The sequence below is a fragment of the Pedosphaera parvula Ellin514 genome, assembly GCF_000172555.1.
Lineage (GTDB): Bacteria > Verrucomicrobiota > Verrucomicrobiia > Limisphaerales > Pedosphaeraceae > Pedosphaera.
The window spans coordinates 1-25729 of record NZ_ABOX02000013.1 but is presented as its reverse complement, the minus strand read 5'-3'; the positions used below and the strand labels follow the sequence as shown (position 1 = coordinate 25729).

Annotated in this window: 22 protein-coding genes; 14 read left to right on the top strand and 8 right to left on the bottom strand. The window is 52.4% G+C overall.

The annotated features are described in order from the left end of the window. Nucleotides 1-38: 38 nt before the first annotated feature. The 3 genes from CFLAV_RS12195 (at nucleotide 39) to CFLAV_RS12185 (ending at nucleotide 3071) form a co-directional block, all read left to right on the top strand. Complete coding sequence (locus CFLAV_RS12195) at nucleotides 39-1472, top strand: sulfatase (RefSeq protein ID WP_007415032.1); 1434 nt, start codon at nucleotides 39-41, stop codon at nucleotides 1470-1472. Between the two features lie 120 nt (nucleotides 1473-1592). After that, nucleotides 1593-2525, top strand: a complete 933-nt coding sequence (locus tag CFLAV_RS12190; protein WP_007415031.1) for an O-fucosyltransferase family protein — start codon at nucleotides 1593-1595, stop codon at nucleotides 2523-2525. 24 nt (nucleotides 2526-2549) lie between these two features. Continuing rightward, entirely contained in the window at nucleotides 2550-3071 is a 522-nt protein-coding gene (locus CFLAV_RS12185; RefSeq protein ID WP_160164568.1) for a GNAT family N-acetyltransferase, read from the top strand. Nucleotides 3072-3085: 14 nt separating this feature from the next. Here the strand turns inward: CFLAV_RS12185 and CFLAV_RS12180 are convergent, their stop codons facing one another. Beyond that, the gene (locus CFLAV_RS12180; protein ID WP_007415029.1) at nucleotides 3086-4006 is read right to left on the bottom strand and encodes an alpha/beta hydrolase; all 921 of its coding nucleotides are present in this window, start codon (nucleotides 4004-4006) and stop codon (nucleotides 3086-3088) included. Nucleotides 4007-4089: 83 nt separating this feature from the next. Further along, a complete protein-coding gene (locus CFLAV_RS12175) occupies nucleotides 4090-4314 on the bottom strand; it encodes a hypothetical protein (protein WP_007415028.1) in 225 nt (74 codons plus the stop codon). A 783-nt stretch (nucleotides 4315-5097) separates the two neighbouring features. On the opposite strand from CFLAV_RS12175, the gene CFLAV_RS12170 reads away from it, so the two are divergent. Together CFLAV_RS12170 and CFLAV_RS12165 are read left to right on the top strand one after the other, a co-directional pair. Further along, nucleotides 5098-6933: a FlgD immunoglobulin-like domain containing protein gene (locus CFLAV_RS12170; RefSeq protein WP_007415027.1), complete on the top strand. Its 1836-nt coding sequence runs from the start codon at nucleotides 5098-5100 to the stop codon at nucleotides 6931-6933. A 131-nt stretch (nucleotides 6934-7064) separates the two neighbouring features. Beyond that, the gene (locus tag CFLAV_RS12165) at nucleotides 7065-7919 is read left to right on the top strand and encodes a type II secretion system protein (RefSeq protein WP_007415026.1); all 855 of its coding nucleotides are present in this window, start codon (nucleotides 7065-7067) and stop codon (nucleotides 7917-7919) included. A 190-nt stretch (nucleotides 7920-8109) separates the two neighbouring features. Here CFLAV_RS12165 and CFLAV_RS12160 read toward each other — a convergent pair whose 3' ends face one another. Further along, nucleotides 8110-8919: a hypothetical protein gene (locus CFLAV_RS12160; protein WP_007415025.1), complete on the bottom strand. Its 810-nt coding sequence runs from the start codon at nucleotides 8917-8919 to the stop codon at nucleotides 8110-8112. A gap of 261 nt (nucleotides 8920-9180) precedes the next feature. On the opposite strand from CFLAV_RS12160, the gene CFLAV_RS12155 reads away from it, so the two are divergent. The 5 genes from CFLAV_RS12155 (at nucleotide 9181) to CFLAV_RS12130 (ending at nucleotide 14267) form a co-directional block, all read left to right on the top strand. Continuing rightward, on the top strand, nucleotides 9181-9729 hold the full coding sequence (locus CFLAV_RS12155; RefSeq protein WP_007415024.1) for an RNA polymerase sigma factor: 549 nt from the start codon (nucleotides 9181-9183) through the stop codon (nucleotides 9727-9729). 14 nt (nucleotides 9730-9743) lie between these two features. Further along, complete coding sequence (locus CFLAV_RS12150) at nucleotides 9744-10655, top strand: MreC domain-containing protein (protein WP_007415023.1); 912 nt, start codon at nucleotides 9744-9746, stop codon at nucleotides 10653-10655. Nucleotides 10656-10661: 6 nt separating this feature from the next. Then, nucleotides 10662-11357 carry an MreC domain-containing protein gene (locus tag CFLAV_RS12145; RefSeq protein WP_007415022.1) on the top strand — a complete coding sequence of 232 codons (696 nt, stop codon included), beginning with the start codon at nucleotides 10662-10664 and terminating at the stop codon, nucleotides 11355-11357. Nucleotides 11358-11962: 605 nt separating this feature from the next. Continuing rightward, entirely contained in the window at nucleotides 11963-13243 is a 1281-nt protein-coding gene (locus tag CFLAV_RS35500; protein ID WP_007415019.1) for a DUF3300 domain-containing protein, read from the top strand. Between the two features lie 19 nt (nucleotides 13244-13262). Beyond that, complete coding sequence (locus tag CFLAV_RS12130) at nucleotides 13263-14267, top strand: DUF2950 family protein (RefSeq protein ID WP_083808885.1); 1005 nt, start codon at nucleotides 13263-13265, stop codon at nucleotides 14265-14267. A 48-nt stretch (nucleotides 14268-14315) separates the two neighbouring features. Here CFLAV_RS12130 and CFLAV_RS32235 read toward each other — a convergent pair whose 3' ends face one another. Further along, nucleotides 14316-16244 carry an AAA family ATPase gene (locus CFLAV_RS32235; RefSeq protein ID WP_007415017.1) on the bottom strand — a complete coding sequence of 643 codons (1929 nt, stop codon included), beginning with the start codon at nucleotides 16242-16244 and terminating at the stop codon, nucleotides 14316-14318. A 558-nt stretch (nucleotides 16245-16802) separates the two neighbouring features. Here CFLAV_RS32235 and CFLAV_RS12120 point away from each other — a divergent pair. Together CFLAV_RS12120 and CFLAV_RS32230 are read left to right on the top strand one after the other, a co-directional pair. Next, nucleotides 16803-17327 carry a hypothetical protein gene (locus tag CFLAV_RS12120; protein WP_007415016.1) on the top strand — a complete coding sequence of 175 codons (525 nt, stop codon included), beginning with the start codon at nucleotides 16803-16805 and terminating at the stop codon, nucleotides 17325-17327. 45 nt (nucleotides 17328-17372) lie between these two features. Beyond that, nucleotides 17373-19202, top strand: coding sequence for a DUF8189 domain-containing protein (locus CFLAV_RS32230; RefSeq protein WP_085998866.1), 1830 nt, complete (start codon nucleotides 17373-17375; stop codon nucleotides 19200-19202). Nucleotides 19203-19335: 133 nt separating this feature from the next. On the opposite strand, the gene CFLAV_RS12110 is transcribed toward CFLAV_RS32230, so the two are convergent. Next, nucleotides 19336-20034, bottom strand: coding sequence for a DUF1349 domain-containing protein (locus tag CFLAV_RS12110; RefSeq protein ID WP_050785721.1), 699 nt, complete (start codon nucleotides 20032-20034; stop codon nucleotides 19336-19338). Nucleotides 20035-20344: 310 nt separating this feature from the next. Next, a complete protein-coding gene (locus CFLAV_RS12100) occupies nucleotides 20345-21004 on the bottom strand; it encodes a HEAT repeat domain-containing protein (protein WP_040548340.1) in 660 nt (219 codons plus the stop codon). Nucleotides 21005-21215: 211 nt separating this feature from the next. On the opposite strand from CFLAV_RS12100, the gene CFLAV_RS12095 reads away from it, so the two are divergent. Then, nucleotides 21216-22025 (top strand): tetratricopeptide repeat protein, encoded by an 810-nt coding sequence (locus CFLAV_RS12095; RefSeq protein ID WP_007415012.1) that lies wholly within the window; start codon nucleotides 21216-21218, stop codon nucleotides 22023-22025. 105 nt (nucleotides 22026-22130) lie between these two features. Here CFLAV_RS12095 and CFLAV_RS12090 read toward each other — a convergent pair whose 3' ends face one another. After that, nucleotides 22131-22859, bottom strand: coding sequence for a hypothetical protein (locus tag CFLAV_RS12090; RefSeq protein ID WP_007415010.1), 729 nt, complete (start codon nucleotides 22857-22859; stop codon nucleotides 22131-22133). Between the two features lie 365 nt (nucleotides 22860-23224). Between CFLAV_RS12090 and CFLAV_RS32225 the strand changes: the two genes are divergently transcribed. Then, entirely contained in the window at nucleotides 23225-24211 is a 987-nt protein-coding gene (locus CFLAV_RS32225; RefSeq protein WP_007415008.1) for a DUF2971 domain-containing protein, read from the top strand. A 489-nt stretch (nucleotides 24212-24700) separates the two neighbouring features. Here CFLAV_RS32225 and CFLAV_RS12075 read toward each other — a convergent pair whose 3' ends face one another. Continuing rightward, a complete protein-coding gene (locus CFLAV_RS12075) occupies nucleotides 24701-25312 on the bottom strand; it encodes a hypothetical protein (protein WP_007415007.1) in 612 nt (203 codons plus the stop codon). Nucleotides 25313-25729 lie beyond the last annotated feature (417 nt).

Genomic DNA, 25729 nt, shown 5'->3' with positions numbered 1-25729 from the left:
GCTGTAACTTTTACCAACCTGCCACCGTCTTTTGAAAAATGCGATTTCTCCTCAGTTTGCTTTTGATGGCAGTCTTTTGTCTTTCAACAAAAGCAGCCAACAAACCAAACATCGTTTTCATCCTCGCAGATGATTTGGGCTACACCGACGTCGCATGCTACGGCAGCAAGTATTACGAGACGCCGAACATCGACAAATTGGCGAAGGACGGCATCAAGTTCACTGATGGTCATACCTGCGGGCCGAATTGTCAGCCAACACGTGCTTCACTGATGAGCGGCCAATATGGTCCGCGCACGGGTGTTTATACCGTTGGCAGTATTGATCGCTTCGCATGGCAAACGCGTTCGCTGCATCCGGTGGAAAACGTGACCAAGCTGCCGCTGGATAAGATCACGCTGGCACAATCCCTCAAGAAGGCAGGCTATGCGACGGGCATGTTTGGCAAATGGCATTTGGGGGAAGACAAGGAACATCATCCGGCACAGCGTGGGTTTGACGAAGCCCTCGTGAGCATGGGGGTTCACTTTGACTTTGTAACCAATCCGAAGGTGGATTATCCCAAGGACGAATATCTGGCGGATTTCCTGACGGATAAGGCGCTGGATTTCATCAAACGGCACAAGGATGAACCTTTTTTCCTGTACCTTCCGCACTACGCCGTACACAAACCTCTGCAGGCAAAAAAGGAACTGATCCAGAAGTTTAGTGCCAAGCAGGGTGTAGATGGTCACCACAACCCCACTTATGCGGCGATGATTGCCAGCGTGGACGAGAGTGTGGGCCGCGTGGTGGCATTATTGGATGAATTGAAACTCTCCGATAACACGCTTGTGATTTTCTCAAGTGATAATGGCGGCGTGGGTGGCTACCAAAGGGAAGGCATCAAGAAAGCGGGTGATGTGACCGATAACAATCCGTTGCGCGGTGGGAAGGGGATGCTTTATGAGGGCGGGCATCGAGTGCCTTATATCTTCCGTTGGCCGGGCAAAATTCCGGCCGGGAAAGTGTGCGATCAGCCGATCATCAGCATCGATTTGTATCCGACGTTGCTGGAGCTGGCAGGAGCCAAAGCCCCGGAAAAATATCCACTGGATGGCACGAGTTATTTAAAAGTGCTGAAAAGTGGTGGCATGAAGAAGCTGAATCGTGATGCCATATATTGGCATTTTCCCGGTTATTTGGGGGCGGGCGCGGACACGTGGAGGACCCTGCCTGTCGGCGTGGTTCGCTGTGGCGATTGGAAATTGATGGAGTTTTTCGAGGATCATCGTCTGGAGCTTTACAACTTGCGTGAGGATCTCGGCGAGACAAACAATCTTGCCGCGAAGATGCCGGAGAAGGCCCAGGAACTGGAAAAGAAGTTGGTTGCCTGGCAAAAAGAGGTCCAGGCACCGATGCCAACTGCCATAACCGAGAAGGACAAGGTTGGCAGGAAAAAGAAGAAGAAAGCTGCGGGCGATGACGAATAGTGTTCGCTCGCTACGAACATAACCCAAGGCAACTCGTGACCCGGTGATGGTTCTTTCACAAGGTTAAGCTTGAGTTTTTTCAAGTGAACGCAATTCTTGGAGAGCAATCAAATAATCGGGATGCGCAAAAAAGTCTTCATCACAGATTACGTGGGCCTGTCCACGAAGCTCGAGACACTCGCGCTGGCCTTCGTTATTTCCGATCGATATGGCCATGATGTGTGTCTCGACTGGCCGGAGCTGAAGTCGTTCAACGTGGCTGGTGCGCGCAAGGAGGGGCTGGGTTTGACTGGCAGAATCGGGGCACTGCGGCTTCGCAATTATTCTGACGAGCTTTTCTCCCGCATCAAGGATCATAATAAAGTCATTTTACGTACTCATAACGGGCCAGCCCACCTTTTGGAACGTGTCTATATACCAACCGCTAAAAGAGTGAAATTACGCCCTGATTTGGTTGCGGCCATACGCACCACTTTTTCGCGTTATGCTAATCGACCCGTCGTGGGCGTGCATATTCGTCGTGGCGATTTTCAACTCGTCGACGATGGAACTTTCGATGTCAATCGACACGAGTGGCCAGCGACACCAACCTGGTGGTATGAGCATGTCATGGGCAAAATAGCCGCTGCTCATAAGGATGTGGCGTTTTATGTGTCCTGCACGGGTGACCTGGATGCCTTCGACAGTTTGAAGAAGAACTTTGATGTCTTCGAAGTGCCAACCACCTCTCTCTACAGCTACAAGGGACCAGACCATGATTCCAAATGCGATCCGGCAGCCGATCTTTTTGCGCTCGGATGTTGCAGCGTGCTGGTGGCCTCAGCCTGCTCGACCTTCTCACACTATGCGGCGAATGCCTTGGGCGGGCCCACGACCTGCCTGATTCCACCGCCAACGATGACGAAGGACAACCCGGGCTTTGGCAAACTAAATATGTATGGGAAAGGCGCAGCCCTGTGGTGCCAATTCTGTCGTGAAGGTTTGAACACAGTCGCCGTGAATACACCGGCCGATATCCCTGAACCAACGCCAGCTTCATGCGACTGGCTTTGAGCTGATATGAACTCATTTCCAATATTGAAAACAGAGCGCCTCACCCTGCGGGAAATTATTCCTGAAGATGTGCCGGAGGTGTTTAACATCTTCTCCCATCCCGAGGTGATGCGATACTACGATATGGAAGCACTCACAGAGCCGCATCAGGCACTGGAGGTGATAGCCAGGTTCACGGATCGATATCACAAGGAAGTGGGAATTCGCTGGGGAATTACCTTGAAGCATTCTGGAGAGGTGATCGGCACCTGCGGTCTGGTTCGGAAGCCGCATAATCGCTCAGCAGTTTTGGGTTATGATCTGGCAGCTGAATTCTGGGGACAGGGCATTATGACAGAGGCGTTGAGGCCTCTGCTGACGTACGCCTTCGATCGAGAAGTGAATCGCATTGAAGCCATGACGCACACACAAAATACAGCTTCTCAAAAAGTGCTGACGAAGCTGGGCTTCCGGACGGAAGGCATTTTGCGGGATTACTTTTATTTCAAAGGCGAATTCTTCGATTTACAATGCTTTTCACTGCTGAAAAAGGACTTCGAAATATAATTCTTCCACTCCGGTTATTTCGTTTGCTCTTTTGTTAAAAATCCAGAATTGCGCAGCCATTGTTCCGCGAGCATGGGCCAATGGGTGACGGGCTTATCCGTGGGCCGCATGCCGTAGCCATGACCGCCCACAGGATAAATGTGCAACTCCATCGGCACTTTGGACTTCTTGAGAGCCATGGCATAAGCCAGGCTGCACTCCACCTTCACCGCATCATCTTCGGTTTGGAGAATGAACGCAGGAGGCGTGTTGCTCGTGACGCAAACCTCCGCGGCAAGCTGGTACGGGTCTTCTTTGGCGGTCAGATAAGCGGGATAAACCAGCAGGGTGAAGTCGGGGCGGCAACTGACTTCATCGGCAGCATCAATCGTATCGTAAGTGCGCTTTAGATAATTGTTGCTCGCGGTCGCAGACAGATGACCACCCGCGGAGAAACCGAGAATGCCGATGTGTTTGGGATTCAAATTCCATTCCTTCGCGTGCGAACGAATAATACCAAGAGCACGTTGAGCATCCTGTAAAGGCGCTGCATATCGCTCCTGGCCAGCGCGGACGGGAACACGATATTTTAGCAGTGCAGCGGTCACCCCAAGGGAGTTAAGCCATTCGCAGACTTCGGAGCCTTCGAGATCCAATGCCAAAATGCGGTAGCCACCGCCTGGACAGACCACGACCGCAGCACCGGTGTCCTTCTCTTTGGATGGCCGATAAACTGTAAGCGTGGGATTGGAGACGTTCCCCAACCGGATGACAGGCTTTCCCGCCACCAAGCCTTCGTTCGGCTTCGATGCATCCTTTTCCTCACCAATGTTTCCTTGCTCACCCGGAGCGCCTTTGGGCCAGAGCTGGATGACTTCGGGGGCATCCGCGCCAGAAACTCGCAAACAACAGATGGAAGCCAGGAGAACGATGGCAACAAACCGGGAGGAATTCATGAATGAGTGGAAACCCAAATGCGAAGGTAGTGCAACAGAAAAGTGATACTTCAACGATGCAAGGAATTAAGGATGGCCATTCCTTAATCAGAAAGACTTTTATTTCCGTGCCCGCCGCGACAGCCGCCAGCCTGCGAGCGGCCAGCCAACGAAAATGAGGAAAGCGTAAACAACTTCCAGCCCCCGGTCCGGCCGTTATGGAATTCGATGTAGCTGAAACACAGGCCGGCAAAAAACACCAACCACAGGAAACCCCAAGCCCCGGAAGGGAAGTCACCTTTGCGATTCGTGAGTTTTTGATCCGCCATTGCTTTTCTAGGTATGTATTTAAGCCTTGATTGTCAATCGCCATGGATTTGATTAGGCACCACCGGAACGTCGGGACCGCCTTGGCCACGAGTTGGTGCGGGAAGAATCCAACTTGTTCCGGCTGGAGCGCAGCCAAGGGCCGGGCAAATGGACATTGGTAAAAGTTGTCGGTTAGGCTTCGTGCCGGGTGATTGGCAACAGCAAGAACAAAATAAACCGGGCGTTCGGCATAACCACCAGCTTGATGCGTTAGGTTGGTTCATTTGGCTAATACATGTATTACACAAAATTTGTCAAGTTACATATTGCATTCGCAAACTGCATTCGTTTAAATCCCCCACATACATTTCGGAGTGTTTCTTAAACTCCGGCTTCCCAAAGAGTGCTACAAGCGGGAGAAATGTATTCGGATCCCGACAAATTATCTATTGATGTTTTGCACGGGTTTACGAAACGAAGTTGCGAATTGCGTTAAGTAGGTTCCAGTCACACGTTCCAGTCACACGTTCCAGTCACAAGCAGGTTCCAGTCACAAAGCCGTAAGACCGCTGTCCAAATCAGGCTTTTAAAATTTGTTATCTGACTCAGATACGCATTCTCGTGTCGTTATGATCAACCGATTTTCTAAACGTGAAAAAGAAGGTGGAACCCCAATAAACCTTTGCCCTCTACGGGCCAATATCAATATTTGGACAGCAATAGGGCCGTAATGATGACATGCAAACGCCCATGCAAACCTAATCATCAAATCCACAACCTAAAAACGATAGTAGAAAAACCCTATGAATCCACAAAAAGGATCAATTAGTTCACTCCTCACGGGGCTAGCCATCATGATGGCGGCCGTATCCGTCTCTCCCAATGCGCGCGCCAATGTTTACGCGACAAACATCAAATTGAACGGGGCATTGTCCAATGCCAACGTAGCTCAAGGCTCAGGTGTCACCATCAGCTATATCCTGAATGAGCCTGCGACCTTGGGGACCACCCTCAAGATCATGTCCGGGGCCACTGTAGTGCGCACCTACAGTTTTGCGTCGGGCAGCGCCGGCGCACTTCTGGGTATGAACACTGTAAGCTGGGATGGCAAGAATACGGGCGGGAGCAGCGTGGCCGCCGGGGCCTATTCCGTCAGCATCACCGCGGCGGCCAGTGGTTTCACGAATTGGACCCAGACCAGCATTGACTCGAGCAACACAGCGGCCGTTTTTCCTCACGGTATCGCAGTTGATAACAATACCAACAGCCCGTATTATGGACGCATCGTGTTGGGTAACTCAACTAGTGCCACACAACACGGCGTCGCACAACTGACTGGCCTATACAAAATGAACGCAGACGGGTCTCCTGCTGACGAAGGATCCTTCGGCTATGCGGGATATACCACGAACGATTCAGGCAATGTTGACATCGGACAAATGTCCAGGCTCGGAGAAAACGGGTTCCACAACAACCTTAGTCCCTATACCGTAAGAATCGGGGAAGACGATAGAATCTACTTTTCTGATAATAGCGCTGCGGGCGCAGTCATTGCTTGCGACATCCTTGCGACAACGAATCAGCTGGTGATCAATGAAGGTTCCGGCAACGCTGGCACCGGCCTTGCACCCAGCGGTGGATATCCCAACTCCCCGAATAATTATAGCCAATGTCCGCTGGGAGGCCTTCTGGATCAATCCGGCTGGGGTGTCCGAGTATTCGATGTTACCGGCACTACCACCACTAACGCGGCGGTCTGGCTTGATGACTATGGTGATTACCACTCCTGGGGTATTTGGATGTTCCACATGACCAACGGCGCAGCTGATCCGGCTGACAATGTAGGAACGCAGGCCGTGGCAACCGGCGGAGACGTTGGCCTCGTAGTTGGGTCTGGTGTCACCGTTGACAACAATCTTGACATTTTCGTTTCTCAAAATCGCTCTGGTGTCGCTGCTTTCGACAACAGAAGCTTTCTTTTCACCAATTGGAATGGTGGCACCCTTCCTCCTGAAGGCCAAGGCTCTGCCTTTGCAGAACTTACAGGATCGGCTTGGGCCGTTGGAAGCCTGGATAATTCGCTTTGCAGCATTTCCGACACTGTCATCAACTCCCGAATAAACCCCACAATGGTGGCCCTTCCCATGTTTGCTGGCCAAGCCGGCACAACCTCAGGTGGCATCCGTTTGCTCAACACTGCGGATGGTTCTGTCTTGACTGTCACGAATGATACCGGGATCACTCAGACATTAACCAATCTTGATTATCCCAATCAATATAGCTGCGCGGCTTGGGACAATGTTGGCAACCTCTATGGGGCCTCCACAACAACCAATTATTGGCGCGTCTGGTCGCCGCCCGGAACCAACCAGGCCACCACCGTGGCTGTGGAAACGATCAATGTGATCATTCCAACTGTGATCACAAAGATCACCGTGAGCGGCAGCACTGTTACAATTAACTTCACCGCGCCTGACGGTTTGGCGACTGCCTTTACTCTTTTAGGCTCTTCAACGGTCGCTCCAGCGAGCGGTTATTTGCCAGTGAGCGGCGCGACCATCACCCGGCTTAGCGCCGGTTTATTTCAGGCAACTGCAAGCACAAGCGGTTCAACTCAGTTTTATCGCATTCAGAAGTAATTCGACCTGCCTGGAGTCGGCTTTTCAAAGGGGCATCCGTACCGGCGGATGCCCCGCTTTGGTTGCTTCCACATCGAAAATTTGAATGGCCCGATTCTTGTGCTATTATCGCTTGATACCCCTTTCTCCCTATGAAAAAGCCCTTGATGCCTTCTTTTGCTGAGACACGCCCTCTCTCAACGCGTTCTCGCCGTGGCTTTACCTTGATCGAACTGCTCGTCGTAATTGCCATTATTGCCATCCTGGCCGGGTTGCTGTTGCCGGCACTGGCGAGAGCGAAAATAAAAGCCCAGCAGATCAAGGATACCAGCAATTGCAAGCAATTGCAGCTCGGTTGGCAGATGTACCTGGGCGATTTCAATGAAATCATGCTTCCCAACGCGCCTGCCGGCTATCCGGCGAACTATACCTGGTGCAGTGGCTCAACCGAGGATTGGCAGATTGCGCCAGGCAACACCAACACCACTTTTTACACCTCTTCACTTCTGGCGCCTTACATGGCCAACCAGATTGCAGTGTATAAATGTCCCGGCGATACCCTGTCCGCGGTTAACGGCCCTCGACTACGCAGTTATTCCATGAACGGGCAAATGGGACAATACACTTTAAATCAACTCACTCCGGGAGGACTCACCTACGGCAACGGGTTGAAGATTTATTTGAAGGCCAACGACCTGACCTGCCCCACGCCCGCGATGGCCTTCATTTTTTGCGATGAGCACGGGGACAGCATTGAAGATGGCTGGTTCCAAATTAACAACGATGCCGCACAGAGTTGGGGGAATGTCCCTGGATCTTATCACGGCGGTACGTGCGGTTTTTCTTTTGCCGACGGCCATGCTGAACAGCATAAATGGCAAACTCCCAATATCCTCATACCCGTGAGGAAGACCGCGAGCACACTCGGGAATGTACCAGTAACTCCCCAGCATAACGTCGATTGGACCTGGTTCTTTCAACGCGCTGCCTGTCTGCCAAACCAATAAAAAAGGGCAATGTGTTAACGGGGCCTGCTGAGTAGCTTTAATTGGCCCTTGCACCCATTCTCCATGCCTCAAAGATGAGTATCCACGGGTTATCGGGAACGACACACCGAATGCCGCTGTAGAAATGACTCACTATTTGGCGCCCCTAATTGTGAATGGTCCACACTCGCCTTAGCCGATTCCATCAACTTCAGAAACCTCTCGGACCGCTTACTACCGGGATTTCCGGACGCAGAATAGTGGCTTCAACGGGCACGTGATGTCTTGGGCCGGTGACAATGCCCCTGCCTGAGTGGATGAAAAACTGGCGTGGCCCAATGGTAACATCCGATGTGCAATCACGCGCGGCAGTCAGGTGAACCGTGTATTTGTCGGAAGTGGCGGTTGAAATATTTTCCGGCAGATACCTGAAATTCGGAATGTAGTAGAAATATTTTTTATTCTTAAAAACCATGTGCGGCTGACGCCAGGTCACGGTCACCGGGGCTTTGGCATGAACAAAATCGTTCGGCTCAGTTACGACAAACACCAGGCAGTTATAGTTGGTCTTTTGCCAGCCTTCAGGAGCCCAATCCTGATTATTCCCCAAGCCGATGGCGTAGAAGGAGTTCAGGTTCACCGGGTGATCTCCCAGAGTGATGTCCAACCCAACCGCCTTATCAAATACTTCGCGGTTTCCCGGGGTGATTTGATTCAGGGCATCCTTTTGAAACGCACTCCAGAAGGCAGCGACCGTGGGATCCTCGGAATTATGCTCGGGAAACCAGATGGGAATTTTAAGATAGATCAAATCATTGGTCTTTTCCCGGCCCAGCACTTCATCCACATAATTGTAGGTGAAGACACCTTTGAACCGGGCCTCGTCCTGGCAAATGTTGATGGCGAGTTGCTCGGAGTTGATGTAGACGCGCCCGGTGGTTCCGGGAGGTGTTGGTTGGGCGTTTACCGGCGCGTTCACGGCCAGACAGACGAGCAATACCAAAGCGAATAAAGTGCGCATAATTGCGAGATCAATTTTTTAGCAATCCACTTTCCGGATTGCACACCTAACCCAGATTGAACAACCCTGGCCGAACCGTCAATGCTGAAGGTGCCAGGGCAACGGTCCGGTGACCAATCGGGAAACAAAGCCAATCAGACACTCCCCGCAAGGACTGAAAAAGCAGGACAAAATTTGCGCCTTCGCTCATAATACAGAAGATTTTCAAAATATTTTTGTCCAGGTGAGGCCTTGCTCACGACTCAGTAGATAACGAACACTATGAGCTATCAGGAGGAACAACTCTGCGAGCGAGCCAAGGCGGGTGACATGGCGGCGGCATCGGAACTCGTAACCCTTCATTACCAAAGGGTTTATGCATTCCTGCGCCGCCTGTGCGGGAATGACCAGGACGCGGAGGATTTGACCCAGAAAACCTTTGCCAGAGTTTGGACCTCGCTCGCCTCCTTTCGCGGACGCTCCTCCTTTTCCACCTGGGTGCATGGCATTGCTTACCACGTCTGTATCGATGCGCGGAGGAAGCGGAATCACCTCGATACCATGACGGAGGAATGGTGGGAAACGTGCGTGGCGGAGGGACCGAGTCCATTGGAAAACACCGCTGAGCGGGAAATGGCGACGCAATTATACAGTTGGGTGGAAACACTGGAGAGCGGTGTTCGTGAAGTGGTGCATTTGCATTATTACCAGGGATTGTCGTTACAGGAAACCGCGGAGGTTTTGGGCATTGCCACGAGCACGGTGAAATATCGGCTGCGACAGGCATTGGAAACTCTCAAGGCCAAAACCGAGAAAATACCAACCAACTAAACATTTCAAAGCTTATGAACGAGGAACAGATCGAAAAGGTTTTACGGGCAGCGCCGCCGGTGAAGGTGCCCGCAGGATTACTGGAGAAGTTAAAGGGAGAGATTGCGCTTCCGCCGCAACAGAGTCGCAAGACTGAGAGCGTACCCATTGCCAACCATGGCTGGCTGAAGCTGTGGATTCCGGCGCTTTCCTTTGCGGCATTTTTTATCAGCTGTCTCGTGGTGGTCGGCGTCCAGACGAACACCTTGTCCGAGTTGAGGCGGGAGAACGACCGGTTGCGAACCGCGGCTCAAGGATTGGAAGCGCTGCGAACGCAGAATGTGGAATACCAGCGGCTTTATACTCAATCGCAGTCCATGGAGCAGTTGCGCAAGGACAATGCGGAGTTGCATCGGTTGAAGGAGGAGGTGGAGAAGTTGCGGGTGCAGGCTAGCGAGGTGGAGAAGTTGCAGGCGGAGAATCAGAAACTCCAGGCCATGAATGCAGCGGCCTCTCAACAGGCTGGAGCGGCGGCAGGCGGGAGCGATTTCTTTGCGGAAGCTGAAGCAAAGGCAGACTGTATTCACTGCATCAACAATCTGAAGCAGATAGGCCTTGCGGCCAGGATTTGGTCCAACGATCGCGGTGGCAATTTACCGTCGGTTTCGGATTTTCTCAGCATGACGAATGAGCTGGCTACGCCCAAAATTCTCATATGTCCTGCTGATAAATCACGGAAGACCCCCGACTGGTCGGATGTTGCGGCCGGAGGAATCAGCTATCGAATGAGTGCGCCCGGTGTAGATGAAGGCAATCCCAACGCTGTGTATGTAGAGTGTCCCCTCCACGGCAATATTTTGTTGGTTGATGGCAGTGTACAAAAGCTGGGAACCAACTATGCGAGCAAGTTGAAGATGGAGAACGGGAGAATGGTTCTCAGTCGTTAAAAGTCCATGAAAAAAGCTTTATCCATTGTAACAGTCCTCATTGCTGTCGCCTATATCGGTTATATGGCAATGAACCGGCATGCGATCTCGCAAGCCAGGGAGGAGCATACCTTTCTGGTGAATGAGAACCAGGAAGCGCAACGGCTCGTGGAGGAAAACAAAAGCATTCCACAATTGCGGGAACAGGTGGCAGGAGTGGATGTGCTGAGGAAAGAAAACGCAGAATTGCCGGGGTTGCGGAACGAGGCGCGGCAATTGCGGCGCAAAGTGGAGGAGCTGGACAAGCTGAAGAGTGAGAATCAGCGATTGCTCGCGACCCCAAAGCAAACTGGAAATGCGAAGGCCGGCGCGCCCATGCCGGAGGGTTTTATCAGCAGGGCTGCTTTGGTTGATGCGGGCATGAGCACTCCCGAAGCGACGGTGCAAACATTTTTCTGGGCTCTGACGCATGAAAATGCAGAGCGCGGTATGCAGTGTTTTCTACTCCTTCATCCGGGATCCAGTCCATCCGCCGCGGAGCAGGAGGAATTTCGACGCGCCATGAGAGATCAGCGGTTTCCAGGCTTTGCCATCGCGGAAAAGAAAGTCATGAATGATAATGAGGTGGAACTTGGAGTGCAGTCCACCGCCGGAGGAGTCGTGCAAAAGATGGTGCTAAAGAGGTCGGAGACTGGAGAGTGGAAACTCGAGCAGAGATTCTAGACTGGCGGGGAGCCAATAGGGTATGGATGCGTAGTGATACCTAAAAGCCACCTTCCAAACTGATACGAGCGGTTTAACTCAACCCGGCCTCGGGGCAATCCTCGATACGGTCGATTTTGTTTCCGGTGGAGAGGGAATGGTGCTGCCGAAATCGGTGGGGAGGTCTTCGGGTAATGGGGTTGTGAGGGCTTCGCGGTCGAAACGGCGGGAGGCGATGAATTGCTCCATTGGGCCGGTGTAGCCGGCCCCGGTCGTCCTCCATGCGCTTGATGAGAGTCTCGATGGCTTCGAAGCCAAAATCTTCCGCCCCCGCCCGCCAGCGCATTGAGCAACCAGGATCGAAGATCAAAATAACTTCCAAGACTCCGGTATCAGAGCCGCTTGTTGCGCTCAACAATGGACTGTTCTATTGTACGAGACAGAGTCAGTTTTCGGCTGGCAGTTTGTTCATCTTTGGCGGAGCAGGGAAAGCAGGCATTCGCCAAGAAGTTTTACTGATTTAAGTAAGGATCGGCTTTTTGGATCGTTACCTGGTTTCAGGGAGTGGCAGGAAAAGATTTCGAAAAGGAGTGCTTCCGAATGGCTCTAAAACACTCAGGTATCGTATGAGACTGAATTTAATTCTGCTTCTGGCGGCGGGTCTTTGTTGCGGACTCTTTGCACATCAGGCGCAGGGGCAGGCATCTCAACCAGTTGCCCAAGCCGCGCCCCCACCTTCAGCACCACCCCAGCGCAGCGCGGCTGACCTTGAAAAGCTCGTTGGTCCCATTGCGCTTTATCCGGATCCTCTCATCGCTGTGATGCTGCCCGCAGCGTGTTACCCACTGGAAATCGTGCAGGCTGCGCGCTTCGTGGCAAACACCAATAATGTTCCGAAAATCGATGAACAATCGTGGGATGATAACGTCAAGGCCGTGGCAAAGATTCCCGCGGCTTTGAAACAGATGAATGATGACCTCGACTGGACGTCGGAGCTGGGCCAGGCTTTCATGGATCAGCAAAAGGATGTCATGGACATGATTCAGACGCTTCGTAACAAGGCCGCGACAGCCGGAACGCTTCAAACCTCGCCGCAACAGACCGTCGTGGTAACGAACACCGTCGTCCCGGAAAACACTGGAACACAGGTCGTCTACGTGACCAACCAGGTCGTGCAGATTCAGCCATCCAATCCGGAGGTCATTTACGTACCGCAATACGTTCCCTCCACGGTTTATTATCCTCCTCCAACCTACGTGGCGAACCCGGTGGCGCCATTGGTTACATTCGGCATTGGCATGGCTGTGGGAGCGGCCATTAATAATGATTGTGATTGGGGACACGGCGGAATTTATGTGGGAGGTCATGGCTGGCACGGCGGCGGTGACGTCAATGTGAATCAAAACATTAACGTAAATAGAAATGTCAACAATACGGCAAATAGAAATGTAAATAACACGGTCAATCGCACCAAATGGCAACCGGATGCCAACCGGGTGCGAAGTTCCGGCGCGCCCGGAGCCGCACCCGGCTATCAATCACGTGAAGCGCGTGGATGGAATAATGCCAATGCGACGAGACCGGCTTCATACAATCAAGGAGCCGCAGCTCGGGCGAACCCGCAGACTACCCGCCCGGCACAAACTGCGCGGCAGAATGCATCACCCCCCGCCAGCCGTCCCAACCCTGCTCAACCGCGCGGGAACGCATCGGCTTCAAGGCCGACTCCGAGCTCAGGCCAGAGCGCGTTCAACGGTGTTAATTCTGGAGCTGCGGCGCGCGACACGAGTCAGCGTGGAGCAGCGAGCCGTGCTGGTGCCTCTGGAACTGCTGCCGGCGGTGGCGCTCGCACGGGCGGCAGGGGTGGAGGAGGAGGCAGGGGTGGAGGCGGCGGCGGAAGACGGTAGGATTCCACATTCAACTATCATGAAAAATTCAAGAAACCTTATGAATCGCTTGCTGAGCTTTCCTTTCTCGATGACCCGCGCGTGGGCCGGATTCAACGGCCATTTCCTCCGTTCGCTTGCAATCGGTCTGGCGATGGTTTTGATTGCTTCAAACTGCCTTGGCGCGACCGAAGCTCCCCGCACTTTTGCCAGTCCTGAGGAAGCAGTTACAGCACTTGCCAATGCGGTCGAATCCACAAACCGTGAAGCCATGCATGTGATATTTGGCTCCTCATGGACCAACCTCGTCAACCCCGATAAAGTGGAAGCCAGGAACGAATTCAATCGGTTTTCCAAAGCCCTCAATGAGTCCCATCATCTTGTGCCGCAGTCGAACACCAACCAAACATTGGAGGTCGGAAATGCGAACTGGCCGTTCCCGGTGCCGATCGTGCAGAAAGATGGCCGGTGGTATTATGACACGGATGCGGGAGTGGAGGAATTGAGCAATCGCCGCATCGGAGAGGACGAGCTCAAAACGCTTAAGGCCGTGCGTGCGTATGTTGAGGCCCAGCGCGAATACGCGAGCCTCGACCATGATGGTAGCGGGGTATTGAAGTACGCCCAGAAACTCATCAGCTCCCCCGGCAAAAAAGATGGACTGTACTGGCCACCGGATCTCGACGGGGAGACCAGCCCGCTAGGCCCCCTCATGGCGAATGCCCAGGAGAAGGGGTACGAAATAAAATCGAAAGAGGCAGGTGCCGAACCACAGCCTTTCCAAGGTTACTATTACAAAATTCTGACCCGGCAGGGTGCACATGCTCCAGGCGGCAAGTATGACTATATCATCAACGGAAACATGATCGGTGGTTTCGCCCTCGTGGCGTGGCCGGCGGAGTATGGCCGTTCCGGAATCATGACGTTCGTGGTGAACCAAAATGGGCGTGTCTATCAAAAAGACCTCGGCCCCAGGACTGAGGCCATTGTAAAAGGAATGAAGGAATACAATCCAGACAAGTCCTGGATGGTCTCTTCAGATTAAAGACAATTTCGTTATAGACCATCACGCCCGGACAAAGCAGTTTTCGACTTAACCCGGTCTGGGCGCAATTCTTGAGGCAGACGGTTTTATCTCCGATGGAGCGGGAATGGTGTTGCCGAAATCGGTGGGGAGGTCTTCGGGTAATAGGCTTGTGAGGGCCTCGCGGTCGAAACGGCTGGAGGCGACGAGGCGGCTGCTTTGATTGCGCACGGCGGTTTCGAAGAAGTTCCGCATTTCCCGGGCGTTACCAAATTGTTCGTTGCGCCGGGCGTAAAGATTTTCAAAAACCTGCTGTGCCTGCTTTTCCGCTTCCGGCGAGCAGACCAGGCCGCTTTGGGCGGCCATGCGATGGAAGATTTCCTGCAACTCTGCCGGTTGGTAATCGGGGAACTTCAGGTAGTTGGTGAAGCGTGATTCCAATCCGGGATTGGAGGCGATGAATTGCTCCATCGGTCGGGTGTAGCCGGCCACGATCACGATCAACCGGTCACGGTCGTCCTCCATGCGCTTGATAAGAGTCTCGATGGCTTCGGAGCCAAAATCTTCCGCTCCCCGTCCCGCCAGCGCGTAGGCTTCGTCAATGAAGAGAATTCCGTCGAGCGCCGCATCGATGGCCGCATGAGTGCGCACGGCGGTTTGACCAACATATTCGGCGACGAGCCGGCCGCGGTCGCACTCGATGACATGTCCGCGCCGCAGCAAGCCAAGCGATTTATAGATCCGGCCCATGAACCTGGCGACGGTGGTCTTGCCGGTGCCGGGGTTGCCGAAGAAAACGCTGTGAAGGCTCGCGCGCACTGTGGGCAATCCCTGTTGCCGGCGCACCACCTGCATCCGGGCGAAATTGGCGGCGCGACGCACTTCCGTCTTGACCGACTCCAGCCCAACCATCGCATCCAGTTCCTTCAGGATGGTGTTAAGGTCTTCCTCGCTCACGCCCGGATCGGCGGCGCGGGCGGCAAAATCCACGGCGTAGTTTCTGGAAACCTCGGTGAATTGCGCGGTGAGCACAGCCGTGCGGCGGCGCTCCGCCTCGGAGATCCTGCCGTCGAGGTTTGAAAGAGTCGCGGCGAACGATTGCAAGGTCTGCCGCACAAATTCAACGGCCACAGGTTGCAAACCCAGATCGAGTGCGTGGCGCGTGTACAGCGCAAGAATTTCATGAATCCCCTGCTTGTCCGCCTGGCGCAAAATATTTCTGACCTGATCCATGGCCTTGCGCCCGCCGCCCTTGCCAAGCCAGCCGAGAAAGACGTCGGGATCTCCGTTGGAAGCGGCGTAGCCGGATTCAAAAAGCGCCTGCGCCTCGTCCAGTCTTGCGGCCAGCCCGGAAATGCAAATGGAAAGAGAACCGTAGGCCAGCAATTCTGAGGCACCCTCCATCAGACGGCCCCACAACGAGAAGACCAGCAGGCGATTCAGAGAGTGCAGATCGTCAATCAAATCAAACTCCTCTTCCCCGATGCATTTGACTGTCAGCAACGGTGGTGTGAGGATTTCCGCGCATTCGATCAGCAGGCGCAATTGCAACAAGGCGCGCAACAACGCCACTTCATGAGCAACCTCATACCCAAAGACGTGTGCGCGCCAGTCGCTGTGGCGGAGCAACTGATAATGGCGGCGAACGGAAGCATCGAGGCACGCCCGCAACCGCTCGGCGTCATCCCCGGTAAAGAGCGACAGCGACTGGTAGTAATTCAGCAGGTAATCGCTCGTCATGGCATCGAGCTCGGTTAACTCTTCGCGCTTGAAGGTGATGGTGCGGTCCGTTTTGGGGTTGCGAAAAAGCGTGGTGAGAACCGAGCCGGGAAGCAGTGACTCATGGAGGGGCACGCTCATGCGTGCGGGTTCATCAGTGCGCGGCAAAGAAGCTGGCGCCCGGGTGGCTTGCTCCAACTCATGCGCATGGTGCAGACATTCTTCCAACCGCTGGCGCACCTTGTTTTCGTCCGACCTGGATTGCGGGTTTCTTTCCATGCACCAAGAAGTTCCCCGACCCGCATTTGTTTGGCAAGGGGCAACTGCACTGGGAAGCCCAGCGCGGCGGGTTGGGACGCGCTGGGCGCTGGATGTACGCACTTCATGTAATTGAATATTTTCAGTGGAATGCCATGCTATCACACCAGCCCCAGCCGTTTCGGAGTCTTAGGCAAAGCAAGATAAAACGGCAACATCCTAACATTAAAGAGTCATCAGGAAGGCCACAGCCTTCAATTTACACCATCACGGGAATGTGCCTGATCGGTTTGGCAACCCCGCAAAACATGCCTCGCTCATGGCAGGCCTGGAGACGCTGACATCGATTTTCAAAGCAAGGCGGCAAATATCTCTTTTATGAGTTGCTGCCTAGTGTTGCACAGTACTTACCGGAACGTTTTTTGAATTCAAGATTTAAGGCCTCGTGACCATAGCCCTGGCCTTAATCTCGTGATGTTCATTCAAGTGCGCAGTTCATAACCCGAGAAAGCGGCGGGAGCGAATCGAATTATCCATTTCCGCTCAGGCAAAGAAACATCAGCAAGCAATACCAATGGCATGAAAATCCATTCATTCAAGCTGACGTATGAGCTCGGACCACTTCGTATCATTGCCAGAACCGTTGCATCCGGTGTGCTTGAGACAAAGGCACCGTTTAACGACGAACTGAGGGCGCTGCGCGAGCGGGCTGTCGCATGGTTCAAGGCAGTGGCAGTCCTCGGTGTCGGGCTTGCCGTCGTGATGGGTGTGAACACCTCCGCAACAGGTGATGAGGTTATAAACAAGGGCACCAATTCCAGCGGAGAAAAAGCGTCCAGCAATTCGAAAGCAGCCGGGAACGCTGGCACAAACATTTTTGTTACCATCTCCCCTTCACAATCCTTGAGCGGGCCGACTTCGCAATTTAAATTGGATCAGCCGGGAAAGTATACGATTCGCGCCAGACGATGGGTCCATCACCTGCAGGGCGACGGCTACGCTCAACTTCAATCTGGCACCACCACCATTACGATCTTGAAAGCCGCCAACAACGGAGACAGAACAAACCCAGGAGCCAGGGCAGAGCTCCCGTCAATCCGTTGACTGGCGTGCTGGAAAGAAGATTAGAAAACCCCAGCAAAAACTAATATGAAAACACCACTAACAAGAAAGTTAAGTCAACCGTCCATCTCATTAATCATTCAACGAACAGGCATGATTGCCGCCACGCTGGCACTGGCCTTTGCACCCGGACGTGTGCTGGCGCAACGTTCCATGGGCATTGATGTTTCCTCCTACCAAGGCACTCCCAACTGGTCGAGCATCAAAGGCTCCGGCATCAGCTTTGCCTGGGCCAAAGCCACTGAAGGCACCTACTTCATCGATGCCGATTTCACTTACAACGCTGGCAATGGCAAGTCTGCTGGTGTGATCATGGGCGCTTATCATTTTGCCCGTCCCGACCTGACCAGCCCCAGCTCAGAGGCCAGCTACTTCTGGAACGAAGCTGGCTCTTATATCAAAGGTGACGGCAAGACCCTCATGCCGATGCTGGACATGGAAACCTGGAATGGCGTGGTGGGCGCGAGCAGTTATTCCGACTGGGCGAACAAGTGGTGCAACGCCATCGTCTCCGATGCCAACGGGGCAGGAGCGAAGATCAAACCCTTCATCTACGTTAGCTCCTGCAACGCCTGCTACTTTGACACCAGCGTTTCGGGGTGGAATTCCGACCTGGCCAATTACAACGGCCAAAATCCTCAGACCGGCGGTCCCTGGAATGTTTGCGGCAATTGTGCCGTTTGGGGCTCGGGCGTCTGGACTGCGTGGCAGTTCACCTCCAGTGGCTCGGTCTCCGGCGTTTCGGGCAACGTGGATATGGATGTGCTCGGTGGCAGCCTCGCGGCGGTAACCGCCACGAGCACTGCTGATCCGCATATTGATCCCTGCGTGGCGAGGAACTCCGATGGGCACATGGAACTCTTCGCCGTCAACAAGAGCGGGATTCTTCAGCATAATTATTTTGGCACTGGCGGCTGGAGCGGCTGGCTCTCACTGGGCGGCTTCACTTTTGCCGCAAACACCCTTCCCGCAGTGCAGATGAATTCTGATGGCCGACTGGAGGTTTTCATTATCGGCACCGACGGGCATTTGGATCACATTTACCAACAAACCGCAGGCGACAGCACGAGCTGGTCCGGCTGGGGTCAGGTTGATAACAGCTACACCTTCACACAAACCGCCTGTGTCGCGGCCAATGCAAACCAGGACGGGCGCATCGAAGTATTCATCGTCGGGACCGGCGGTGGATTGTGCCATATCAATGAAAACACGCCTGGCAGCAGCACGAGCTGGTCTGCCTGGAGTCAGTTGGGCGGCACTTGGGACCAGAATGTCTGCATCTCCGCTGGCAACGATCTGGATGGTCGTCAGGAGGTGTTTCTGATTGGCAATACGGGCAATCTCTATCACATCTATCAAAATGTTATTAATGGCGGTTGGTCAGGATTTGCCAATCTCGGTGGGTCGTGGTCTCAGACTGCGCGGACGGCTTTGACGCGCAATGCCGATGGGCGTTTGGAAATTTTCATCATTGGCAGTACTGGCTCCCTCTATCACGCTTATCAAACTGCGGCCAATGGCGGCTGGTATACCGGTTGGCCAAGCATGGGAGGATGGACGTTCTCTCAAAATGCCAAACCCGTGGCGGCCCTTAACAGCAACGGCACCCTGGAGGTTCTGGTCATTGGCACTGATGGCCACATGGACCGCATCAATTCCGCCAACTGGGGATCGTGGTCGAGCCTGCCCTCGACTCCGGTGTTCACGCAGGAGATCCGGCCCTGTCTCGGAGTCAACTCCGATGGCCGTCTGGAAGTCTTCACGACAGCGCCCACCGGCGACATGGTTCACGCCTACCAACAAACACCCAGCGGCACCTGGTACGGCTGGCCGACGCTTGGCGGAAGCTGGAATTAGAATTAGTACCCGGCCAAACCCCGTCCACCAAGCCCACCTACAGGCTTGGTGGACCTGAATTGAAATTTTCGCGCCGCGCAGAATTTATGGCACCCATTTCATTAATAATTCCAACAGCCTGACCGACGGACGTTTATTTGGAAATTTTAAACTCCGAAAACTGCGGATTAAACTCCTCGGTCGATGTGCTGATGGCGACGACGCCAGCCTGAAGTTTTTTCCGCCATTTGTTCGGGATCTTCCTGGAACCGAGTTCGTCCCAATGGTCGCCGTTGAGGCTGACTGCGCCAGTTATCTTTGAACCGCGCCGTTGCAGGCGGAGAAAGACCGGGCCGGTTTTCGGAAGTGGATGGTCGCCGGTCATTCCGATGCGTTGCAGGTTGCCGTTGATGCGGATTTCGAAGTTGGCATACGGGACCGGACCTTCGCCAGGATGCTGCAGGACGGCGCGGGCGAGGGTGACGACGTTTTGCGGGTTAGCCATGACGACAAGACCGGCGCCGTTATAACCGACCCGGTTTTCCTGCGTCGATTCCTCCCCGGGCGCAAACCGGCCGTCTACTCGAACCTGAATGGTGAAATCCCCCTTGACTTGGCGAAGCACGCGTGGCGCGTTGACCCGGTCGATCTCCGCAGCCAGGTCATGAGCGTGGGCCGAGCCCGGCACGTGGATCAGGAGCGTGTCCTGGGCGACGAAAAATTTGCAGTCGCCATCTGGATCGACAACCTGACCCCAGCGGGGCAAATTGCTTTCTACTTCTGCATGCGCTGGTTCGCGTTGGCAACTGCCGGTGGCACAAGAGGAAGCAATGACGGCCACCAGGCATGGCATCAGGAACCTCAAGAGGGACTGGGCGTTGAAAGCGATTATGATAGAGAATAGCGATGTCCTCTTTATGCTTTGATTAACCATATTGGCGCAGGTTCTTACTTTTTCAAATCTTTGAGCTTTCCATTGGCTCCGGCAAACTTGCTCCAAATTTGACGGCGGATGTAGGCAGTCTTTCAAAAAGCCCGATCCGAGTCAACCGGTCTAAAAGATGGAAAATGCTGGAGTTTTGCCGTGAGGAAAAAAGTGTTGCTTCAAGTGAGTGACGAAAATTGCTCTGGCCATGAACCGTGACGACCGCTCCTTTCACATTTCATTTGGTTCCCGCTGAGTCGCTGGCGGAAAGGGTGTTCGTTGCGGGCGGGGTTTTTAGTTCGGGGAATTCCTTGTAAGCGCCTAATTGTTCCGCTTCGGATGGGTACAAATTGCGGATGGTTCTGGCGGCGTCGAGACGGAGGATTCGATCTTGATCATGGAGAAACTGAGTGAGGATGGGCTGATAGGTTTGCTTCTCAGGGCAGATGTTATAGAGGCAGGAGAACGTCCATGCCCGGGTGTCTGAATTGGGGTGTTTGGCAAGTTCACCCAGGGCAGGCACCGCAGGTAAACCCTCTTTTCCGAGGTCGGCAAAACTGAGATAAGCCCATTCGTGTTTTTCGTGAGCGGTAGCCAAATTAAAATGGAGGCGCAACGTCCGGGGCAGGAACGAATTGACTCGTAACGTAAAGGTGGAATCGCGGGCTTCCAAATATTTAAGAAGTGTAGGGATCGCGTTGGTGCCAATGGCTTTGATGGCGACCATACTATCGCGATATTCATTGGATTGTGCATTTCCTGGTCGGTTGGCCGCACTCAGCCACTGGGCCATTGTCCTGCCTTTGTAGCTCGGTTCTTGGGGACGGGTAATATAGAAGGCGAAGAAGCCGAGGAAGAGGAGTGTGGCAGCGATTGTGATGGCACGTGGAGATTTCATTCCGGTTTTCAGGGGCACGATACCGAAACCGCCCGGGTTGGCGAGAAGGAAAGGAGACGCCACATTGCTTCCTGCATGGCGAACGCCGCGAAACGGTCTTCCACAGGGAATCTCAACATGAGTGCAAATAAGTTGGCCGCTTCTCGGTGCGGACCTTGGTAGTGGCTGGACTTTTCGTGTCCATAGTCCGACCATGCACATTTGATATCGAATGAACAATTCGCAGACATTAAAACATCGTGCTACTTGGGCGCTTGCGGCCTTGGCGTTAATTGGCGCGATGCTTAGCATTCCGCGCAGCCGCCCCAAGGACGCGCAAGGCTTCGTCATTCGCGGAGATTCGTACAATAAGAAAGGCGATATAGAAAACGCCATCAACGACTACACCGAGGCGATCCGACTCAGTCCAGGCGAATACATACTCTATTTCAAGCGCGCATATAACTACGATCTGCAAAAGGATTTCGACAAAGCAATTACAGATTATACTGAAGCCATCCGGCTGGAACCGCGAGAAGCAGGCCTTTATTTTAATCGTGGGTCTGAGTACGGCCAGAAGAACGAATTAGAGAAGGCAATTGCCGACTTCAACGAGGCCATCCAACTGAATACAAATCTTTCCAGTGCCTATAATGGTCGCGGGTACGCGAATTACAAAAAAGGTAACTTTGAGAAAGCTCAACCCGATTTTTTGCACGCCATATCCTTGGAGCCAACCAATGGTGTGGCATACGGCAATCTCGCGTGGTTGCTCGCTACTTGCCCGACCGATTCTTTTCGCAACGGTGAAGAAGCTGTTACACTTGCGACAAAGGCGTGCCAATTGACGAACTGGAAGAGTTGGCTCCGGATTGACATACTTGCCGCAGCGTACGCCGAAGTTGGTGATTTTGGGGTGGCAATCCAGTATCAACAGAAAGCCATGGGTTTTCTGGGTGTTAGAGAGAAAGACTGGCAGAAGATGCACGAGCGGCTTGAAATGTATCGGCAGAAAAGGGCATATCACCGTGCGGCGGAATGATTGATGGGGAAATTGCATCGTATCCGGGGGCTATCTATCAAGTCATGAACCGTGGCGACCACCGCGAAAGCGTCCTTCTCAAAGGTCCTCAAAAACATAGTGTCATTACTTTGGTTTGACCCCTTTTTTGGGTGCTTTGAAGCTTGTTTCAAAATCTTTACCGACGGGCAGCGAGACCTTGGAATAATATTCCAAGTTGGATGTAATACCACTGACTCGGATAACCACGTTAGGTAGCATTACCTGCTGCAAATCACTGGGCACGTTTTTTGCATCCTTACGAACCCATTCAGCTTCGTAGAATGGAAAGGCAAAGTAGTGTTTTGGATCATGCTCTTTGTTGCCGAATGTAATCTGTTTAAAAAAAGGGGCATGGAAATTTTCATCTTTGTGGCCCTGCAACTTGAAATACTCTTTTGCTAGGCGAAATGCCGTTTCTTCGGTAAGGAGGTTGGTCTTTGCAGCCACACTCGCAAGTTCAGAAAGCGGACGGTTCTCTATCAGCGCGCTCATTGATGGATTAACAAGCTTAAAATAACTAACCTCGACATTGGTGTCGTGCACGGCAAAGAAGAAGGCAAAACGATTGGATACCATGATTCTCCCAGTGGCAGAAAACTCAGGATTATTTGTAATATAATTTATTCGAAAAGAATTGATTTCATTTGGACTAAAATTGGGATCTAGAGGCACCCTATTGCGCCGGGCGAATTCGCGGACAGTTTGAATAATCTGCCCGCGCTCGGCATCTTCAGCCAACACAGGCAGGGCGATGAGCAGCACCAAGCACCAGAACACTGCCCCACCTCGTGATCGTAATGCTAATCTTTCCATTTTAAATCAGTCGCTCCAAACACTCTCGGAAGCTTCTTTACTGGCTTTCTTATATTAGCCAGCTTGATAGCTGTCGACAATTCAACTTCAAAATCCCTAGACCCAGCGTTATATATCCATTCCTGGAAAAAGGCTTCTGTGAAATCTATTTGTGAGGAATCAAGGATACTATCTGCGGTAACAGTTTCCCATCCCATATAGGCACGCTTTTTAAAAGGCGTCGGTCCAAATTATTGATACAAATCACCCGCGCCGCTGGCCTCCCTACATGTCGAGGCAATTACGTTTTTAATATCCGTGGGCCAGCTATTACACCCTGAATCGTGGTGACTGCAGCGAAGCCGTCTTCCCGAAAGAACTTCAAAATGAGCGTAAATACGTTGAACCACCATTACGGGCTCACATTAATTCCCGCTTATTTCATGGAACATCAAAATGAGAATGGATGGATTGCAGAAGAATCCATGGTCACCAAACCTCCAAAAACTCTGTTCAAATATATTTCTCCACGGGGTATTCAAATTATTGAAAATTTGAGCATCCGGTTCACACAACCATCGTGCCTGAATGACCCATTTGAATTACTGCCCTGCTTTGATGGATTCTGCGAAGAAGGAACGGTTGACACTCTGACCGACATTGTAATTCGCAAGCAATATCGACGGTACATCATAGAAGGTGGAAACCTGAGTTACGAAGATTTTAAAGTCATCCAAGTAAGGCATAATCAGCAAACGTTTGACTACCTAAAGGGCAACCCTGGTTTCTTTAAAAGCAGGTTGAACACGGTCCAAGATCCAAATCTTGATAATACTCTGGGCATACTTTGCCTTTCGGAAAACAAGGACAGCATCTTAATGTGGTCTCATTATACTGATTCACACAAAGGATTTCTCATAGAATTTGATCCAGGCCATGGCTATTTTCTTCCACCCGATGGCAATCCAGCGGTCACAGTAGGGACATTGGTGAAGGTTCAATACTCCAAATTCCGTCCAAGAAGCGGTATATTGGAAGGGTATAAAGATTGCATTTCTTTTATCACAAAGAGCGAGCAATGGAAATATGAAGAAGAATGGCGCGTCTTTAAAGAGCTTGCGAAATCCGATCAGCAGAAGAAAACACAAACAAGCACGATACATCTGTTTAACATTCCTCCTGGCTGCATTAAGAGCATCACGATGGGTGCGAGAATGGAATTTTCAGACCGGCTGAAACTTACTGAAATTTTAAAAAGCAATTCTAAGCTCCGGCACGTAAAGTTATATCAATCCCACATTCATCCAGATGAGTTCAGGCTAAAATATGAACAGGTAAAGTTTCCTCGCATCCTACCCAGCCCACGTCATTAAGTAATGTGTTTTTCAGAAAAGCATAACCAGGGCGATCCTGATTATTTACACAAATTGCTCTCGTCTTTGCGGCTTCCCTGAATGAAGAGGCTAATGACGGGGCATGCTTCAATGCTTTCGAACCCTAGTGGTTTCAACCCCTCTCCTACCTCTCCCCTTCGCTGCGAATGGGAGAGGAATTTTTTGTCATTTTACCCAGGGTAGCACCTTAAAAGCAGGTGCAACCGCTGGGCTGTATTATTCAACCCGCTTTGGGGTTGGTCGGTTAGGCTTCGCTATTGAAGGAGGGAGGAAATAAAGATTTTTAACCACGAAATACTCGAACCACGCGAAAGGGGAACGGGGGCGAGGATGGAAGATGGAGGGTGGGATCGCTGGTTGATTTTGAAATGCGGGGTATCTTTTGCGAACCAATGTTAGATACTCCTCACGTCGTCTCCTACTTATATTTTGTAGGAGGCGAGGTGACGAGACTCCAGCATTGCAGCCTCATTTTCTTTTCATGGACGGACGCACAAGATTACCAGCATCGGATTGACGCAGCTTTGCATAAATTCTCCAGAACTTTGGCCAATAATCTTCTGCCAGTGGATTTAGCTTTGGATAGCCAGGCAGGACCGAGCCGGTGAATGCCCAGTCTTCTGGTTGGTTCGCCAGCGTCGCGCGAACCGGATTTGCCGCGACATAAAAGCATACCTGAGCGAAGGCATTTCGTTTTCTTTGCTCCGCACGCAACACGGCATCATGCGCCTGGGGTTGGAATTTGGCGGGTGACAACTCCGGCTCAAGGTGGGTGCGCAGAAAGGACATGCCGTTAAGTTGATCGGTGTCGCGCCGTAAACCCATCCAGACCAAATGTAGGTGGTCGGGCATCAAACAATATATGGGACAAACCAGATCTTCCCGCGCTGCCACGTGGAACATCAACTCGCGGAAAAAATGGTGAAAACATGGATTGAGCCAGCCTTTGGCCCGGTCGAATACCGTCAACGTCCACATGACCACGGCGTCGCCCTGATAATCCTCCCGGCACAAACGCGGTAAATTGAACTTGCGATTTAGCGGGTCGCGCGGCGGTTTGACCGGCGGCTGGAATTTCATGGATTGAGGTTAAGGGAAATGTTTGTTTGCGTCGAGGGTGGGCAGTGGGCTGTTTTGAAGACAAGGTTAGATACTCCTCACGTCGTATCCTACGTAGATTTTGTAGGAGGCGAGGTGGAGGGGTGAGGGCGGGGCGAACATCGAACGTCCAGAGGCGTGTTTAAAGCATAGAATTTACTAAGTTAGCTTAATAATTATTGACAGTGTGAAATAAATATCGAAATATATATTGACATAGTATGTCTATTTTAGTATTTATGTCTCACAATTAAGTAAAGAGCTGAGACCGACTGGTCTTGGTTCCAAGGACTGGAAAAGCATTTTTCAGTGAAAACCAGCAAACAAACCAAATCTAACAATCAACCAAACGGAGGTATTTATGGCAAGGCGTCGTGGAAGAATTGCACGGTTACCCAA